The organism is Nonomuraea sp. NPDC050547 (genome assembly GCF_044457345.1).
Lineage (GTDB): Bacteria > Actinomycetota > Actinomycetes > Streptosporangiales > Streptosporangiaceae > Nonomuraea.
On sequence record NZ_JBITGW010000036.1, the window covers coordinates 34,049 to 51,980 of the forward strand.

Below are 17,932 nucleotides of genomic sequence, written 5' to 3' on the forward strand. Positions count from 1 at the left end.
CGTCTTTATTGTGGACTCCATAGATACTCTTCACCGGGGCTTGCGACAACGCGTCAGATGACGGGATGATCCCGGCATGAGGCGCCGTTTTCGGAGCAATATCCTCTGGAGTCCATCAATAGTGAGCAGCAACCATGGGTGGGCAGCACCGGCGGCCCTTCAGACGTCCCCTCGACATCTCGCCGTGAAGGAATGCCCATGCGCGTCTTAACCCCTCCCCTGGCCGTGGCCGTGGCCCTGGCCGGACTGCTCGCCGCCACCACCCCCGCCACCGCCGACCGGGGATCCAAGCCCAGCTACCGCCTCGACTGCGACGGCCGCACCTGCACCGTGGTCGCCACCGCCAAGTCCCGGCCGCACCGCGTCCAGGAGTTCGTCACCACCGTCAGAAGCGGCGAGCAGGTATGGGCACGAGACACCCTCTACAGCCGTGACGGGCGGGTACGCAGCCGCCCCTTCACCCTGCCCGAGCAGGACGTCACGGTCGACGTCGCCGTCACCTCCCTGCCCGAGAACCACGTGGGCACGCCGCTCCGGCTGATGGCGTGGAACCTCTTCGTCGGCGGGACGTTCGACCGCAAGGAGACCACCGGCGAGAACCTGACCCAAATGATCGACTACATGAACGAGGTCAACCCCGACGTCTTCTTCGTGGTCGAGGGGTACGGGTCCGGCCAGAAGATCCTCGACGGGCTGAACGCCGGGCGGCCGTCGAACGACCGGTACTCCGGCGTGCAGCTCACCCAGCCCCAGGACTACAGCGTCAACGGCGACAACCTGTGGCTCTACACCAAGCTCAAGATCGAGAAGGTCTACCCCCGCTACGCCGACGCCGACATCTCCTCCTTCAACCTCGGCGGCGCCCGCCTCGGCCTGCCCAACGGCAAACACGTCCACGCGTTCAGCCTGTGGACCTGGCACGACGGCTGGGCGTACGGCGACACCCATGACGCGGCCGTGCAGAACACCCACGGCCTGCCCCGCACCAAGACCACCGAGCAGATCCTGGAGGGCGACCACTTCCGCCGGGTCGCGATGGGCAAGGCCATCCTCGAGAAGGCCATCCCGTCCTTCATCGGCGACGACGACGCCCCCGTCCTCATGGGCGGCGACCTCAACGCGCAGTCGCACCTGGACTGGTCCGAGCAGTTCGCCAACGCTCCCGGGCACGGCGGAGTGGTGCTGCCCTGGCCGTACAGCAAGCAGTACAGCGACGCCGGGTTCCTCGACACCTTCCGCTACGCCAACCCCGACGCGGGACGCCACCCCGGCCGCACGTGGAGCCCGTTCCACGGCATGGGCGCCATTCCCGGCCGCATCGACTACGTCTTCGCCCGCGGCAAGGACGTCCGCGTCCTGGGCTCCCGCGCCGACGTCGAGCGCCTGCCCCGCCATCAGCAGTCGCCGCTCAACCGGCCGTACCCGTTCTACTCCGACCACGGCTCCGTCATCACCGACGTCCTGATCCGCGGCAAGGGAAGGGGCCCCGACCGGGCGCCCGTCACCGAACAGCCCGGCAAGGGACGCGACATCTGGCCCGCCGCACCCGCCGGCCGCCGCGTCCCGCCCGCCGAGCTCACCGCCACCGCCAGCACCTTCAAGCCCGGGATCGGCGATCCGGCGAGGGCCGTCGACGGCAACCTGACCACCGACTTCCACTCCGACTACCCCGTGGTGCCGCCGCAGCCGCACACCATCACCGTCGACCTCGGCCGCGTCAGGAACCTGTCCGCCGTACGCTTCCAGCCCAAGCTCCGGGTCAACATGAACGGCACCATCCTTGAGGGCATGGTGCAGGTCAGCGACGACGGCGTCACGTTCAGGGACGTCAAGCGGGTCACGTGGCCCCGCATGACCGCGCCCAACGACGTCATGCTCGACGGCGTCACGGCCCGCTACATCAGGCTGCGCAGCGACTACAGCCTCGGCGGCGCCTCCGCCCTGGCCGAGATCATCCCCTACGAGAACGCCTGACACCCTGAAGCCGGACCCGCCGCCCTGGTCCGGAGCGGCGGCGGGGACCACGTGCCTCCCTTGAGCCCGATGGACTGCCGTCGGCCGGCCCGGCCGTGGCCCGGGAAGGCAGCACGGCCGATTTCGCCCGGAGCGGTGCGCCGGCAGGACACCGCTCCGGGTCGTTCACCGATCGTCTCGCCCGGCAGCGCGACCCTCATCGGTCACTTCTGAACGGGTCGCGGGACTCCGGTGCAGTTCCCGGACCGAGATGACGCCCAGCGTGAGCGGCAGCAGCCACAGCAGCGCCTTCACGGCGATCACCGTGATCTGCTGCGACTCCCACGTCTCGCCCTTGAGCTGCGCCTCGACCTGTCCCCAGAGGCTTGAGGTCATCATGCCCGTGGCGTACGCGCCCGCCGCCAGCATCAGCGGCCAGTTCAGGCGGGCCGAACGGAGGAGGGCCAGCGCGGCGATGATCAGCAGGATGCCGACGACGTAGTCCTCCAGGATCGTGACCGGCGTCGTCCACCATGCCTGGACGCCTCGCCGAGCGGTCTCAAGGCCGATGAACAGGACGCCGAGGACGGCGGCGGAGATGGCGGCGAAACGGCCGATGGATGACATGGTGCCTCCAGGGGGCGGCTCTTCGCGTTCGTCGCATGCCGGGGAAAGTCATGACATCACCGGGGGCGGTCGCGATGGAAGGCTCGGGGGACGCACGGGTTTCGCCGTACCTTAATCCACCATAGCGGGCGGAGAGAATCACGGGCCGGGAATCCGGCGGCGGACGTCCGCGACCAGGTTCAGCATCGCCACGCGGAACACCTCCGCCTGGTGGGCGCCGACGAACGCCGTGTGCCCGAACACCTCCAGCGCGACGAGCCCGTACATGTGCCCCCACGTGCTCAGGAACAGTGCCGCCGCGGGAGCCGGGAGCGAACCGAGGCCGTCGGGCGGCAGCCGTTCCAGATGGGCCTGGAACGACGGGGACAGTTCCGGGCTCTCGCACGCGGCCAGTTGCGCGGGGGTGTAGCCGCCGAGCAGTTCGCGGCGGAAGACGGCGCTCATCCGGCGTACCGACTGGGTGGTGGCGCCTTCCACGGGCGCCTCGTAGTGCCGCAGCGGCGTTCCGTAGATGAGCTGGAAACGCTCGGGATGGGTGATGGCCCAGGTGCGGAAGCCCTCGGCGGCGGCCACCAGGCGTGGGACGGCCGGGTCGTGCGGCGGGGTGTCCGCGGCGGCCTGCACGGCGTCGGCGAGGTCGCCGAACGCCTTGGTGACCAGCGCCGTGATGAGGTCGTCACGCCGGGGGAAGTAGTGGTAGAGCGCCTGCACGGTCATGCCCAGGCTCCGGGCGACCGCGCGCAGCGACAGACCGGCCGGCCCGTGCTCGTCGACGTGCCGCTCGGACGCGGTGAGGATCTCGCCGACGGCCACGCCCCGGCGCCGCTGGCGGAGGGACGGCGCGGCTTCGTCTGATGCCATGCCGTAAATCTAACAGTGTCAAGGAAAACTAACACTGCCAAAACCTCGATCCGCCCCGTTAGCGTGATGCCGGGCGAAGCTCGTCGCCCATCCCCGCGCCGCCTTCTGGAGTCCGCCATGCCCGCCATCAGATTTCCGTCCACCCGCCGCACGTGGTGGGCCGCCTGGACGGTGCTCGCCGTGTCGGCCGCCGGTTTCGCCTTGTACGGAGCTCCCGCCTACCTGACCGGCGACCGGGCGCTGAGCAGGATCCCGCTCAATCCGGAGATCGTCCTTCACTACCTCTACCTCGTCAGCCACGCCCTGCCCGCGAGCCTCATCCTGCTGCTCGGACCGCTGCAGTTCGTGCCGGCGTTGCGCAACAAGTACCCCAGGCTGCACCGGGTGGTCGGCCGCGTGTACATGATCAACGTTCTGATCGCCTCCGTGGCGGCCGTCCTGGCAGCGACGTTCACCGTCAGCGGGTTCCCCGTCCAGGTGGCCTTCTACCTGCTGACGGCCGCCTGGCTGTACTCGCTCGCCCAGGCCTACCTGGCGATCAGGCGCAGGCAGATCCAGGTGCACCGCGTCTGGATGATCCGCAACTACGCGCTGTCCTTCGCGGCCGTGGTGCTGCGGGTCTTTCTGCTGCTCGGGCTGGCGGTCCGCTCCCGCTACGACTGGCTGACCTTCGACGACATCTACACCTCCTCGGTCTGGGCGTCGATCCTCGTCAGCGCCGGTGTGGGCGAGTGGTTCATCGTCCAGCGCGTGCTCAGGCCGCGCGCCCGCAGGAAGCCGGAGCCCGCCGTCGCGGCCGCTTCTCCCTCGTGACACGGCGGGTGCCGGTGGGCAGACTACAGACATGCGGACCCCTGCTCTCGCGGTGTTGTCGGCCCTGACCCTCGCGGCAGCGACGGCGTGCGCGCCCGCCGAGGCGCCGCCGGCGCCCTCCTCGGCGGCACGCCCCGGGATTCTCCGGCAGACGGAGGACGAGATCGCCCGTACGGCGGCGGGCCTGCGCCGGCTGGACGACATGCCGCTGTACGAGATGACCTACCACGGCGGCTACGACGCCGAGGCGCCGCTCACCGAGGCGGAGCTGGCCAGGAACGGGGACCGCTGGGCGTGCTCGCTGTTCCACCGCCCCGGCCGGTTCGGCCGGAACTTCGACTGGGACCCCAATCCGGCCATGGTCGTCCACGCCGACCCGCCGGACGGCTACGCCTCGCTCTCCCTGGTCGACGTCTCCTACCTGTTCCCGCCGGCGGCCCGGCCGGACCTGAAGGCCGCGCAGGACCGGCGGCGGCTGGCGCACGCGGTGCTGATGCCCTTCGACGGCATGAACGAGAAGGGGCTGGCCGTCGGCCTGGCCCAGGCGCCCCACGCGGAACTGCCCGCCCGAACCCCGGGGCGCACCGTCGTGAGCGGCACGCGGATCATCCGGCTCATGCTCGACCGCGCCGCGACCGTGCCCGAGGCGATCGAGCTGATGCGCCGCTACGACCTGGACTTCAGCGGCGGCCCGCAGCTCCACTACCTGATCGCCGACCGGGCGGGCAAGTCCGTGGTCGTGGAGTTCGCCGAGGGGCGCATGAACGTCATCGACGAGCGCTACCTGACCAACATCACGATGACCGGCGCCGACCGGAACACCAAACTGGCCGACCGCCGCTACCGGCTTCTGACCGAAGGCGGCGGCACGGACCCGATGCAGTTGCTCAAGCGGGTCGCCCAGCAGCACACCCGATGGTCGATCGTCTACGACCAGGAGAACCTCACCGCCAAGATCGTCACGGCGCAGCGGTGGGACCGCGTGCGCGACCTGCGCCTTTCCTCGGGCGGTTAAAACCGATTCCGGCTGTGCGGAACAGGGCGCGGGCGTCAATCAGGAGATTGAGGAACCGCCGTTCACGGATATGGCCGTTACGCCTGCGGCGGCACGGGACCCAAGGGTTCGATTGACACATCTGGTAAAGCGCCTTGCCGGTAATCCGGTCAACGATGTCGTGATCGACGATCCACCGGCGAGAGCTGCGCGGAGCGCCCGCGCCACCCAACTTCGCACGTCGAGCCGGAGTTTCGGGGTGACCAGAGCCCGGGTTAGGGTGATTGGACAATCGTCCTGACTGATATGGGGAAGTTTTTCGCGCCTCTTGACACGCCGGGCGACAAACGAGTCCGAACATGAGTCGGCGGCCTGTGGGAGGCCGGCGATCCCGGGGCGGCAGAGGTTCTTCTCACCCGGCCGTACAGAGGTTATTTCGCGTGGCTGCCGGAGGGACGACGGAAGGCGGCACCGCACTTCGGCAGGCCCCGCCCGCCTCTTGCCGAGGCCGCGGCGGACACCCCGGGCGAGCGGAAGATCCCCTGTCACCCTGGGACAGGTTTCGGATGCCCGAATCCTATTTACGGTCACGCATATCATCGCATGACCAGTGATGCAAGGGGCTCTCGTGCTGAATTCGCGCGACCTCCAGCCGGCACCCGCTAATCGGGCCGTTGACTACACCCGGCAAACATCGATATAAGAGTGAATGTCGTGAACGGCGTGACATCACACGCTAAGTCATGGCACTTGTACATCTCTCTATTTCGAGGTTGTTTCGAGGCAATTGTCGAGGAGCGCCGTAACATGGCGGTTGACGACCTCTCTATTCAGCGACGAATCCACCACTCGCCGCGCACGGCGACTCCCGGCAGGGGGGTGCTGGGCGATCAGTGATCAGTTAGCCGCGTCGGCGCAGAATCCCCACCCCATGGATCTCCGCCCCGCCAGCACGATGATCTGCCTCCCGTACGCCGGAGGCGGCGCCAGCGCCTACACCGGACTCGTGCGCGAGCTCGCCGGACTCACCGATCTCACCGTCGTCCCCGTCCAGCTTCCCGGCCGGGAGAACCGCATCGTCGAACCGCCGGCCTTCACGGTCACCGAGATCGCCGACGAGGTGGCGCCCGCCACGGCCGAGCCGTACGCGCTGTACGGCCACAGCATGGGCGCCCGCCTGGCCTTCGAGGTGGTGCGCGAACTGCGCAGGCGCGGTCTGCGCCGGCCGTCGCGGCTCTACGTCGGCGGCGCGCACCCGCCGGATCGCCGGGTACCGCTGGCCGCCGCCGTGGACCTGCCCGACGACGCCTTCATCGACCAGCTCGTCCGCAGGGCCGGCGCGCTCCTCGAGCTCAAGCACCTGCCCGAGCTGCGCGAACTGCTCATGCCGGTGCTGCGCTCCGACTTCACCTGGATCAAGAACTACTCCTACGCGCCCGAGCGGCCGATCGACTCCCCCATCGTGGCCTTCACCGGGCTGGACGACGGCGAGGTCGGGGCGGCGGAGATGCTCGGCTGGTCCCGGCACACCACCGCCGGATTCCGCCTGCGCACGCTGCGCGGCGGCCACCTGTTCGTCCAGGACCGCCCCGCCGAGCTGGCCGCGCTCATCGCCGCCGACCTCGCGGGCGAGCCCGCCCCGCCCGAGCCGGACGAGCTTCAGCTCTGGCTCGGCCGTCCCGCCGACCACGCCACGGTGGTGCGCCGGTACGCCGGCCGCGCCGCGCTCGGCACGAGCCACACCGGCGAGCTGACCCTGGTGGCCGCGGTCGCCGCGCACGAGCCCGGGGTCGGGGTGGCCATCCTGCGTGCGCCGGATCTCGGCGACGGCCTGTCCGAGCTGAGCGGGGACGAGCTTGAGCAGATCGAGGACGCCGCCGAGGAGGACCGGCGCTGGCTGGCGCTGCGCGCCGTCACCGCGAAAAGGGCGCTGATGGCCGCCGACGGGCAGGGAGCCGATCCCGCCGCGGCCGGCTTCCCCGACCTCACCGACCCCGGGCCGTGGCAGGCCCAGTGCGATCCGGGACTGGAACGGCTGGCCCGCTGGCAGGTCCTCCACCTGCCCCTGCGCACCTCACGGGGAGAAGCGCTGGGCGCGGTCGCCGTGCCGCACGACACGGTGCGGCTGAGCTTGGACATTCCCGCCGAAGAGCCAAGGTAACGGGGGACAGAGTGACCGACAGGACGCTTCTTCACGACCTCGTCCTGGCGCAGGCCGGGCGTACTCCCGACGCGACGGCCGTGCGGCAGGGTGATCGCGATCTGACCTACCGCGAGCTGGTCTCCGCGGCGGCGGCGCTGGCCCACCGGCTGCGCGAGCTCGGGGCCGGGCCCGAGGTGCGGATCGGCATCTGCCATCGCCGTACTCCCGACCTGCTGGTCTGCGTGCTCGGCGTCCTCATGTCCGGTGGCGCGTACGTGCCTCTGGATCCTTCGCACCCGCGCCGGCGCCTGTCCGGGATCGTCGAGGACGCCGGGATCACCACGGTCGTCGCGGACGGGACGGGCGCCGAGCTGCTGGCCGGGCTCCCCGTCCGGCTGGAGGCGGTGCCCCGGCCCGGCGGCGGCGAGCCGCCCGCGCGGGTCACGCCGTCGGGCGCGGCGGCCTATGTGCTCTACACCTCGGGCTCCACGGGACGGCCCAAGGGCGTGGTGGTGAGCCATGACTCGGCGGTGTCCTTCGTGCGGATGGCGGGCGAGGTGTTCGGGCTCGACGCCGGGTGCCGGTCGATCGGATTCGCCGCGCTCGGGTTCGACGTGTCGGTGCTCGACGTCTTCGCCCCGCTGGCGCGCGGCGGGTCGGTGATGTTCATCCCCGAGGAGGACCGGGTCGATCCGGTACGGCTCCAGCGCTTCCTCGAACGCCACCAGGTGACCTGGGGCACCATCCCGCCCGCCCTGCTCCCGCTGCTGGAGCCGGACCGGCTGCCCTGGTTACGCGACCTGCTCACCGCGGGCGAACCGGCCGGACCCGAGCAGGTGGCCCGCTGGTCGACGGGCGGGCGGCGCTTCTTCAACTGGTACGGCCCCACCGAGACCACCGTGTGCGTGGTCGGCACCGAACTGGACGGCGTCTGGGACAGGCCCCTGCCGATCGGGTACGCGCTGCCCGGCTGCCGGGCCTACATCCTCGACGACCTGCTCCGGCCCTGCCCGCCCGGCACGCCGGGCGAGCTGTGCATCGGCGGCCCGCAACTGGCCCGCGGCTACCTGGACCGGCCCGGACTGTCGGCCGATCGGTTCGTGCCCGACCCGCAAGGCGAGCCCGGGGCACGCATGTACCGCACCGGCGACCAGGTCGTGCTGGAGGACGACGGCCGCATCGGCTTCATCGGCCGGCTGGACCGGCAGGTCAAGGTCCAGGGCCAGCGCGTCGAGATCGGCGAGATCGAGACGGTGCTGCGCGCCCATCCCGGCGTACGGCAGGCGGTGGCGGACGTGGCGACCGGCCCGGCGGGGCTGAAGGAGCTGACCGCCTACCTGGCGCCCGAGGACGCGCCGGGCATCGAGGACGTGCGGGCCCACTGCCTGGAGAGCATGCCCGCGTACATGGTGCCCACCAGGGTGGTACGGCTGGCCGTACTGCCGCTGACGGTCGCCGGGAAGATCGACATGGCGGCCCTGCGCGCGACGGCCCCGGTGAGCGGCGCGCCGCGCGAGGCCGGACGGGAGCGGCCCGAGGCGAACGTGACCGAGCGGGGTGTCGCCGCGGCCTGGGCCGAGGCGTTCGGGACCGGGGAGCCGGGGCCGGACGACGACTTCATCGCCTCCGGCGGGCACTCCCTGGTGGCGATGCGCCTGACCGCGCTGCTGCGTACCGGGCTCGGCAAGGAGATCGAGGTCAGCGACGTGCTCGCGGGCCGTACCGTGACCGGGATCGCCCGTCTGGTGGAACTCGCGCCACCGGTGCGTGACGAGCCGCTCGCCGCGGCGCCGGCCGCGCTGTCGGCGGTGCAGCGGCGGATGTGGTTCGTGGAACGGCTGGCGCCCGGCACGCCCGCGCACAACATCGCCATGGCGCAGCGCCTGTCCGGACCGCTGGACGCCGACGCCCTGCGCGCCGCCCTGGCGACCGTGGCCGAGCGGCACGAGGTGCTGAGATGGCGCGTGCCGCAGTCGGACGGGGTTCCCGCCGTCGCGGTGTCGCCGCCCGGACCCGTGCCGCTGCCGGTGGAGGACGTCACGGAGGCGCAGGTGACCGAACGGCTTGAGGCCGAAGCCCGGCTCACCTTCGACATGGCGGCGGGACCGCTGTGGCGGGCCCGGCTGCTGCGCCTGTCCGATCGGGAACACGTGCTGGCCGTCACGGCGCACCACCTGGTCTTCGACGGCTGGTCGCAGCGGGTGCTCTACGACGACCTCAGCCGCGCCTACCGCCGTGAGTCACCCGAGCCGCTGCGCACGACGTTCGGCGGGTACGTGGCCTACCTCGGCGGGCGTGACCAGGAGGCGGGCCTGGAGTGGTGGCGGAACCACCTGGAAGGCGCGCCCAGCGTGCTCGACCTGCCCCGCGACCATCCGCGCCCGGCCGTGCAGACGTTCGAGGGCGCGGGGGCCGCCGCCGAGGCCGACGCCGCCGTCAGCGCCGGGGTCCGCACGCTGGCCGCCGGTCTGGGCAGCACGCCGTACGCGGTGATGCTGGCGGCGTTCGCGCAGGTCCTGCGGCGCCTCACCGGCCGGCACGACCTGATCGTCGGCGCGCCCGTCGCCGACCGGCGCGACCCGGCCTTCCACCCGCTGACCGGCTGCTTGGTCCAGGTTCTTCCGGTACGGCTGCGCGTCGATGACGCCGGCTCCTTCGAGACGCACGTGCGGCGCTGCCAGGAGACGCTGTCCGGCGCACTCGCCCATCTCGACGTGCACCTGGAGCGGCTGGTCGACCGGCTCGGGCCCGGCCGCGACCTGTCCAGGAACCCGCTGGTCCAGGTGCTGTTCAACATGTACGACTTCACCGAGCCGCGGCTGGAGCTGCCCGGCGTCACGGCCGTCCCGCTGCCGCCCGGACTGCCGGGCGCGCTGTTCGATTTGACCCTGTACGTCGGAGAACGGGACGGGCGGTACGTGCTGCAGGCCGTGTACAACCCGCGGCTGTTCCGTGCGGAGCGGATCGAGGAACTGCTCGCGGGCTACCTCCGCATCCTCGGCGACCTCGTCACCGCTCCCGGGCAGCCGGTCCGGCAGGCGTCGCTCCGTCCCGCGCACCCGCCCGGCGGCCGCACGAGCCTGCCGGACGGCACCGCCCCGCTCCCCGCCTGGGACGGACCCGGGGTGGTGGAACGCGTCCTCGCGTGGGCCGACGACGATCACGTACGGGACGCTCCCGGACAGGCGGACGACGATCACGCACGGGCGGACGGCGCGCGGGTCGCGGTCGCCGGGGAGGATGGCGAGCTGACCTTTGCCGGCCTGGTCCGCCTCGCGACGTCGACCGGCGGGGCCGTGTCCGCGGCCGTGCGTCCGGGCGACACGGTGGCGATCCTGGCCGCCCGCGCGGTCGAGCTGCCCGCCCTGATGCTCGGCGTCCTGGGCGCCGGAGCCCGCTGGGCCGTGCTCGACTCCGCCCTGCCGCCCGCCCGCCTCGCGGCCCAGGCCCGCTCGGCGGGAGCCCGCGCGCTGATCGCCTGCCCCGGCGTGCCCGTCCCGTCCGACCTGGCCTGGCTTCCCACCCTGACCCGGCTTCCCGGCCCGACCGAGCCCCCCGACCCGACCGAACGTCCCGACCCGACCGAACGTGCCGGACCGGCCGGGGCCATGCCGTCGTTCCCCGTGCCGTTCGAGCAGCGCGGCTACCTGTCGTTCACCTCCGGCACCACCGGCGAGCCCAAGCCGGTGCGGGCCGCCGAACGCCCGCTGGCCCGCTTCCTGTCCTGGTACGCGGCCGAGTTCGAGCTGACCTCCGCCGACCGGTTCGCGTTGCTGGCCGGGCTGGCGCACGACCCGCTGCTCCGGGACGCCTGGACGCCGCTGACCCTGGGGGCGACGCTGCACGTGCCCGCCCAGGACCGGGTGCGCGACCCGGCCCGGCTGGCGGCCTGGCTGCGCGAGCGGGCCGTCACGGTCGCGCACCTGACCCCGCAGCTCGCCACCCTGATCGCCGCGGCCGGGGTGGAGCTGCCCGACCTGCGGCTGGTGCTGTTCGGCGGGGACCGGCTGACCTACGCGGAGGTGGCCAGGTTCGCGGCGGTGGCGCCGAAGGCCCGCCTGGTCAACACCTACGGCACGACCGAGACGCCCCAGGCGCAGGCCGTCCACGAGATCACCGGCCGGCCGGGCGGCACGGGCGACCCGGTGCCGGTCGGCAGCGGCGTGGACGGGGCGGAGCTGCTCGTGCTGGACGCCGGCGGGGCCCCGGCCGCCGTGGGGGAACTGGGCGAGGTGGTGGTCAGGAGCCGCCGGCTGGCGCGGGCGTACCTGGACGAGGAGCTCACCCGGCTGCGCTTCAGCCGCGAGCAGGACGGCGAGACGGCCCGCTACCGGACCGGCGACCTGGGCCGCCATGACCCGGAGGGCCGCGTGGTGCTGGCCGGGCGGGCCGACGGGCAGGTGAAGATCCGCGGGTACCGGGTCGAGCTCGGCGAGATCGAGGCCGTGCTGGCCGCCCATCCCGGGGTCCGGGCGGCCGCCGCGAAGGTGGCCGAGCAGCCCGGCGGGCCGGTGCTGCACGCCTACGCGGTGCCGGCGAGCGCGGCCGTACAGGCCGGTGAGTTGCACCGGCATCTCGCGGCGAGCCTGCCCGACTACGCGCTCCCGGCCGAGCTGGTGCTCCTGCCGGTGCTGCCGCTGACGCCGAACGGCAAGGTGGACAGGGCCGCCCTGCCCGCCCCTCCCCCGCGAGCCGCGGCCGGGCCCGGCCAGGAGCCCGCCTCCGCGACCGAGCGCCTGGTCGCCGGCATCTGGCGGGAGGTCCTCGGCCAGCCGCGGGTCTCCGCCGACGCGAACTTCTTCGAGATCGGCGGGCACTCGCTCGCCACCGCTCAGGTTCAGGCCCGCCTCACCGCCTCACTCGGGCGCGAGGTGCCGATCGTGGACCTGTTCCGCTTCCCGACCGTACGGACGCTCGCGGCACACCTGGACGGCGAGCAACGCACCGCAGGAACGGAGCGCGCCGCCATGCGGGTCGCGGCGCGCCGGGCACGACCCTCAACTCGGCCCCACCGGGCCAGACGGGAGAGTAACGAATGACCGCTGCGCACAACCACGAGGAAGAGGGGCTCGGCGTCGAGCCGATCGCGGTCGTCGGCCTGGCCTGCCGTCTGCCCGGCGCCGAGGACGTGCCCGCCTACTGGCGCAACCTGGTCGGGGGCGTCGAGTCGGTGCGCTTCTACACGCGGGAGGAGCAGGAGGCGCTCGGCGTACCGGACTATCTGCTGGACGATCCGACGTTCGTGGCGGCGTCCTCGATCGCGGACGACTACCGGGCCCTGGACGCCGCCCTCTTCGGCATGTCCCCGCGCGAGGCGGAACTGCGTGACCCGCAGCAGCGCATGTTCCTGGAGCTGGCCAGCAGCGCGCTGGACGACGCCGGCTACGATCCCGCCCGCTATCCCGGCGAGATCGGGGTCTACGGCGCGATCGGCTCGGACGAGTATCAATGGCTGTACATCCGGCCGAACAAGAAGGTGTTCGCCTCGGTCGGCAACCTCGCCGTCTACACCGGCAACCACCCCGACTACCTGGCCACGCTGGTGTCGTACAAGCTCGACCTGCGCGGCCCCAGCCTGACCCTGCACACCGCCTGCTCCTCCTCGCTCGTCGCCCTGCACGTGGCGTGCGAGGCGCTGCGCACCGGCGAGTGCGACATGGCGCTCACCGGCGGCGCCTCCCTGGAGATGCCCGCCGAGTGGGGATATCAGTTCCACCAGGACGGCATCTACGCCCCTGACGGGCACTGCCGCGCCTTCGACGCCTCCGCGGCGGGCACGATCTGGGGCGGTGGCGGCGGCATCGCCGTGCTGAAGCGGCTGTCGGACGCCGTCGCCGACGGCGACCACATCCGCGCCGTGGTGATCGGCAACGCGATCAACAACGACGGCGCCACCAAGATGGGCTTCTCGGCGCCGAGCGCCGAGGGCCAGGCGGCCGCGGTCTCGCAGGCGCTGGGCGTCGCCCAGATCGACCCGCGCACCGTCACCTACGTCGAGGCGCACGGCACCGGCACCTCGCTGGGCGACCCGATCGAGGTGGGCGCCCTGTCCAGCGTGCTCGGCGCCGGCACCGACGAGGCGGGCTGGTGCGGCATCGGCTCGGTCAAGACCAACATCGGCCACCTCGGCCCCGCCGCCGGCATCGCGGGCTTCATCAAGACCGTGCTCGCGCTGGAGCACGGCATGATCCCGCCGAGCCTCAACTACGACAAGCCGAACCCGCGCATCGACTTCGGCACCAACCCCTTCCACGTCGTCTCGACGCTGACCAAGTGGGAGACGAACGGCTTCCCTCGCCGCGCCGGCGTCAGCTCGTTCGGCATCGGCGGCACCAACGCGCACGTCCTGGTCGAGCAGGCGCCGCCCGCGCCCCTGCCCACCGCCCAGCCGCGACCCGCCCACCTGCTGCTGTTGTCGGCGCGCACCCCGGCCGCGCTGGACGCGGCCGTGACCAGGCTGGCCGGCCACCTCAAGGGCAGCGAGGCCGACCTGGCCGACGTGGCCCACACGCTGCGGACGGGCCGGCGGCGGTACGCGCACCGGGCCGCCGTGGTGGCCGGCGACGCCGCCGACGCGATCACGGCGCTGTCCACCCCGCGCCGCGTGGTCAAGGGCAAGGCGGGCACGCCCAAGGTCGCGTGGCTGTTCTCCGGCCAGGGCGCGCAGTACGCGGGCATGGGCGCCGGGCTCTACAGCACCCAGCCGGTCTTCGCCGCCGCGGTCGACGAGTGCGCCGCGATCCTGCGCGACGAGCTGGGCCTGGACCTGCGTACGCTGCTCTTCCCCGCCGAGGAGGAGAAGGAGGCCGCCGACGAGCGGCTGCGGCAGACGGGGCTCACCCAGCCCGCACTGTTCACGGTGGAGTGGGCGCTGGCCGCCCTGTGGCGCTCGTGGGGCGTGGAGCCCGCCGCGATGATCGGGCACAGCATCGGCGAGTACGTGGCCGCGACCGTCGCGGGCGTCTTCTCCCTGCCCGACGCGCTGCGCCTGGTGGCCACCCGGGGCCGGCTCATGCAGAGCATGCCGCCGGGCGCGATGCTCGCCCTGCGCCGCGACCAGGAAGAGGTACGCGGGGACCTGCCCGACGGCCTGTCGATCGCCACCGTCAACGGCCCGGGAACGTGCGTCGTCGCCGGACCCGGCGAGCTGATCGCCGCCTACGCCGCCCGGCTGGAGGAGAGCGGCGTCCAGCACACCGCGCTGCGCACCTCGCACGCCTTCCACTCGGCGATGATGGACCCGATACTCGGCGACTTCCACGAGGCCGTCGCCGCCGCGGCCCGGCACGCGCCCGGCCTGCCCTTCCTGTCGAACGTCACCGGCACCTGGATCACCGCCGAGCAGGCCACCGACCCCGGCTACTGGACGCGGCACCTGCGCGAGGCGGTCCGGTTCGGCGACTGCGTGGCGACGCTGGTCGCCGAGGGCGAGTGGCGGCTGGTGGAGTGCGGTCCCGGACGCCAGCTCGCCGGCCTGGCCAGGACCCAGCTGCCCAAGTCCGCGCCGCAGCCGCTGGCCAGCCTCCCCGGCCCCGCCGACGCCCGGCCCGACCTGGAGATCGTCTACGCCGCGGCCGGCGCCCTGTGGACGGCGGGTGTCCCGCTGGACACCGACGCCCTGGCCGAGCCCGCGCGCCGCGTCCCGCTTCCCGCCTACCCGTACGAGCGCGCCGAGCACTGGGTGCGCACCGCGTTCGACCCGGAGCTCGTCTTCACCCGGCCGCCGCGGGCGGGAGCGCTCCCGCTGGAAGAGTGGTTCTCGGCGCCGGCCTGGCGTCAGGCGCCCCTGGCCCCCGCCGGGACCGCCGCGCTGACCGGCCTGCGCTGCCTGGTCTTCGCCGGCCCCGCCGCCGAGCCGCTGCTGGACGGGCTGCGCGCGGCCGGCGCCCACGCGGTCCGGGTGGTCCCCGGCAGCGCGTACGGCACCGCCCCCGACGGCACCGTCACCGTCCGCCCCGCCGAACGCGACGACTACGAGGCGCTGCTCACCGAGACCGGCGTACCGGCCCGCGTCATCCACGCCTGGACGCTCGACGGCGAGCCCGCGACCACGGCCGCGCGGGCCACCGCCGCCCAGGACCTCGGCTTCCACAGCCTGCTCGCCCTCGTGCAGGCGCTGGCCGGCGCCGAGCGCGAGGCGGGGGTGCGGCTCGACATCCTGACCGCCGGCACGCAGGGCGTCACCGGCCAGGACGTCCACCGGCCCGAGCACGCCACCGTCGCCGGCATCACCGGCGTCGTCCCGCTGGAGGCCCGCTGGCTGACGGCCCGCCATCTCGACCTGGAGGCCGGGCCGTACGAGGTGGGGCCGTACGAGGTGGGGAAGGTGCTGGCGGAGCTGGCCACCGAGCCCGCGGAGCCGGAGGAGGGCGTGCCGCCGTCCCCCGTCGTGCTGCGTGCCGGCCGCCGCTGGGTGCGCGGTTTCGAGCCGGTGCCGCTGCCCCCGCAGGACGACCCGCTGCGCCGGCACGGCGTGTACGTCATCACCGGCGGGCTCGGCGGCATCGGCCTCACGCTGGCCGAGGACCTGGCCCGGCGCGTCCAGGCCAGGCTGGTGCTGCTCGGACGTTCCGGGCTGCCGCCCCGTGCGGAGTGGGACACGCTCGACGGCGCGCCGGAGCGGGTGCGGCGGGCCGTGGCCGCGGTGCTGCGCATGGAGCGGGCGGGCGCCGAGGTGATCGTGCTGGCCGCCGACGTGACCGACCCCGGGTCGCTGCGCCGGGCCAAGGACGAGGCGCTCGGCAGGTTCGGCCGCGTCGACGGCATCGTGCACGCGGCCGGCGTCCCCGGCGGCGGCATGGCCGAGGTCAAGGAGCGCGAGGCCGCCGACGACGTCATGGCGCCCAAGGTCGCCGGGACGCTGGCGCTGCGCGAGGTGTTCGGCGACCTGCCGCTCGACTTCGTCCTGCTCTGCTCGTCGGTGACCGCCGTCGCGGGCGGGTTCGGCCAGGTCGACTACTGCGCGGCCAACAACTTCATGGACGCCTACGCGCACGTCTGGCCCGGCCGGGTCCTGTCGGTGAACTGGGGGGCCTGGCTGGAGGTCGGCATGGCCGCCGAGGTCGCCGCCCCGGTGGCCTTCCGCGCCCTGCAGCGCGGCGACCGGGTGACCCGGCTGGAGCACCCCGTCCTCAGCCATCGGCACGAGAGCGCCGGCCGCCAGCCCTGGTACGCCGCGACCCTGTCGCCCGAGACGCACTGGCTCCTGGACGAGCACCGGGTGGCCGGGGTGCCGGTCATGCCCGGCACCGGCTACCTGGAGAGTGCCCGCGCCGCGTTCGAGGCGGCCGTGCCGCCCCCGGGTCCGGGGCACGCGATCGAGCTGCGCGACGTCGCCTTCATCGCGCCGCTGCCGGTCGCCGAGGGGTCCAGCGCCGAACTGCGGGTGCTGCTCACCCCCACCGGCGACGGCATGGACTTCGAGGTGGTCAGCATCGCCGGCGGCGAGCCGGCCCAGCACGCCAGAGGCTCGGCGGCCTGGGTGGCGGCCGGGGAGAGCGCCGGTGACCTGGCCGAGGTCCGCTCCCGCTGCGTCCACGGCTCCGACGAGGCCAACCCGTTCGCCTCGGCCTCCGGGCTGGTCACGTTCGGCTCGCGGTGGACCAGCCTGCGCACCGTACGGCTGGGCCAGAACGAGCAGCTCGCCCACCTGGAGGCCGGTCCCGGCGTCGCCGCCGAACTGGCCGCCCTGCCGCTGCACCCGGCGCTGCTGGACGAGGCGACCGCGTTCATCTCCGTCTCCGGCGAGCACAGCTACCTGCCGCTCGGCTACGGCCGCATCACCGTGCACGCCCCGCTGCCCGCCACGCTGTGGAGCCACGCCCGGCTGCGCGACACCGGCGGCGGCGAAGTGCTCGCCGCCGACCTCACCCTGTACGGCGAGGCCGGCGAGCCGGTGGTGAGCATCTCCGACTTCGTGCTCAGGCGCGTCGACCCGGAGGCGGTGTCCCGCTCCGTCGGCGAGGACGCGAAGCAGGCGGCCGAGGATGTGACGGTGAAGGAGGAGTCCGCGACCGCGGGCGTCGCCCTGGACCTCGACGGCGCCAAGCGCGGCATCCCGCCGGCGGACGGCGCCGAGGCGTTCCGCCGCCTGCTCGCCGCTGACCTGGGCGTCCAGGTCGTGGTCAACGCCACGGCGCTGCCCGAGTTCGTGGCCGGGGTACGCGAGCTGACCCAGGACACCGTCGCCGACGAGCTGGCCGCGGCCTCCGCCGCCGGCGAGGCCGGCCTGGACTCCGACGATCACGTCGCCCCGCGCAACGAGCTGGAGAGCGTGCTCGCCGGGCTGTGGGGCGAGGTGCTCGGCGCCCGCCGCGTCAGCGTCGAGCAGGACTTCTTCGAGCTGGGCGGCAACTCGCTGGTGGCGGTCCAGCTCATCGCCCTCATCAGGAAGAAGATCGGCGTCCGGCTGCCCATGCGCAGCCTCTTCCAGGTGCCCACCGTGGCCGGCATGGCCGGGCTCGTGGAGGAACTGCGCGGCCAGGGCGAGGAGAAGAAGCCGGCGACGATCACCCGGCTCCCCCGAGTGGAAAGGCACTGAC

General features: G+C 73.1%; 8 protein-coding genes. 6 read left to right on the forward strand and 2 right to left on the reverse strand.

Annotated elements, in window-relative coordinates:
* The first annotated feature begins 198 nt into the window (after positions 1-198).
* Positions 199-1,974, forward strand: a complete 1,776-nt coding sequence (locus ACIBHY_RS52870) for a discoidin domain-containing protein (protein WP_397310834.1) — start codon at positions 199-201, stop codon at positions 1,972-1,974.
* A gap of 165 nt (positions 1,975-2,139) precedes the next feature.
* Here the strand turns inward: ACIBHY_RS52870 and ACIBHY_RS52875 are convergent, their stop codons facing one another.
* Positions 2,140-2,580 carry a hypothetical protein gene (locus tag ACIBHY_RS52875; protein ID WP_397310835.1) on the reverse strand — a complete coding sequence of 147 codons (441 nt, stop codon included), beginning with the start codon at positions 2,578-2,580 and terminating at the stop codon, positions 2,140-2,142.
* A gap of 138 nt (positions 2,581-2,718) precedes the next feature.
* Complete coding sequence (locus ACIBHY_RS52880; RefSeq protein WP_397310836.1) at positions 2,719-3,441, reverse strand: TetR/AcrR family transcriptional regulator; 723 nt, start codon at positions 3,439-3,441, stop codon at positions 2,719-2,721.
* Between the two features lie 117 nt (positions 3,442-3,558).
* Here ACIBHY_RS52880 and ACIBHY_RS52885 point away from each other — a divergent pair, with 117 nt between their 5' ends.
* The 5 genes from ACIBHY_RS52885 (at position 3,559) to ACIBHY_RS52905 (ending at position 17,931) form a co-directional block, all read left to right on the forward strand.
* Positions 3,559-4,254, forward strand: a complete 696-nt coding sequence (locus ACIBHY_RS52885; RefSeq protein ID WP_397310837.1) for a DUF2306 domain-containing protein — start codon at positions 3,559-3,561, stop codon at positions 4,252-4,254.
* A gap of 31 nt (positions 4,255-4,285) precedes the next feature.
* A complete protein-coding gene (locus ACIBHY_RS52890; protein WP_397310838.1) occupies positions 4,286-5,269 on the forward strand; it encodes a linear amide C-N hydrolase in 984 nt (327 codons plus the stop codon).
* Between the two features lie 910 nt (positions 5,270-6,179).
* Positions 6,180-7,409, forward strand: a complete 1,230-nt coding sequence (locus ACIBHY_RS52895) for a thioesterase II family protein (RefSeq protein ID WP_397257148.1) — start codon at positions 6,180-6,182, stop codon at positions 7,407-7,409.
* 11 nt (positions 7,410-7,420) lie between these two features.
* Entirely contained in the window at positions 7,421-12,430 is a 5,010-nt protein-coding gene (locus ACIBHY_RS52900; RefSeq protein WP_397310839.1) for an amino acid adenylation domain-containing protein, read from the forward strand.
* Positions 12,427-17,931, forward strand: coding sequence for an SDR family NAD(P)-dependent oxidoreductase (locus tag ACIBHY_RS52905; protein ID WP_397310841.1), 5,505 nt, complete (start codon positions 12,427-12,429; stop codon positions 17,929-17,931). The genes ACIBHY_RS52900 and ACIBHY_RS52905 overlap by 4 nt, the downstream gene beginning before the upstream one ends.
* Position 17,932 lies beyond the last annotated feature (1 nt).

Bases quoted from the DNA above. Each gene is read 5' to 3' on its own strand.
- ACIBHY_RS52885 (WP_397310837.1), top strand. From the start codon at position 3,559: ATGCCCGCCATCAGATTTCCGTCCACCCGCCGCACGTGGTGGGCCGCC.
- ACIBHY_RS52895 (WP_397257148.1), top strand. From the start codon at position 6,180: ATGGATCTCCGCCCCGCCAGCACGATGATCTGCCTCCCGTACGCCGGA.
- ACIBHY_RS52875 (WP_397310835.1), bottom strand. From the start codon at position 2,580: ATGTCATCCATCGGCCGTTTCGCCGCCATCTCCGCCGCCGTCCTCGGC.
- ACIBHY_RS52880 (WP_397310836.1), bottom strand. From the start codon at position 3,441: ATGGCATCAGACGAAGCCGCGCCGTCCCTCCGCCAGCGGCGCCGGGGC.
- ACIBHY_RS52905 (WP_397310841.1), top strand. From the start codon at position 12,427: ATGACCGCTGCGCACAACCACGAGGAAGAGGGGCTCGGCGTCGAGCCG.
- ACIBHY_RS52890 (WP_397310838.1), top strand. From the start codon at position 4,286: ATGCGGACCCCTGCTCTCGCGGTGTTGTCGGCCCTGACCCTCGCGGCA.
- ACIBHY_RS52870 (WP_397310834.1), top strand. From the start codon at position 199: ATGCGCGTCTTAACCCCTCCCCTGGCCGTGGCCGTGGCCCTGGCCGGA.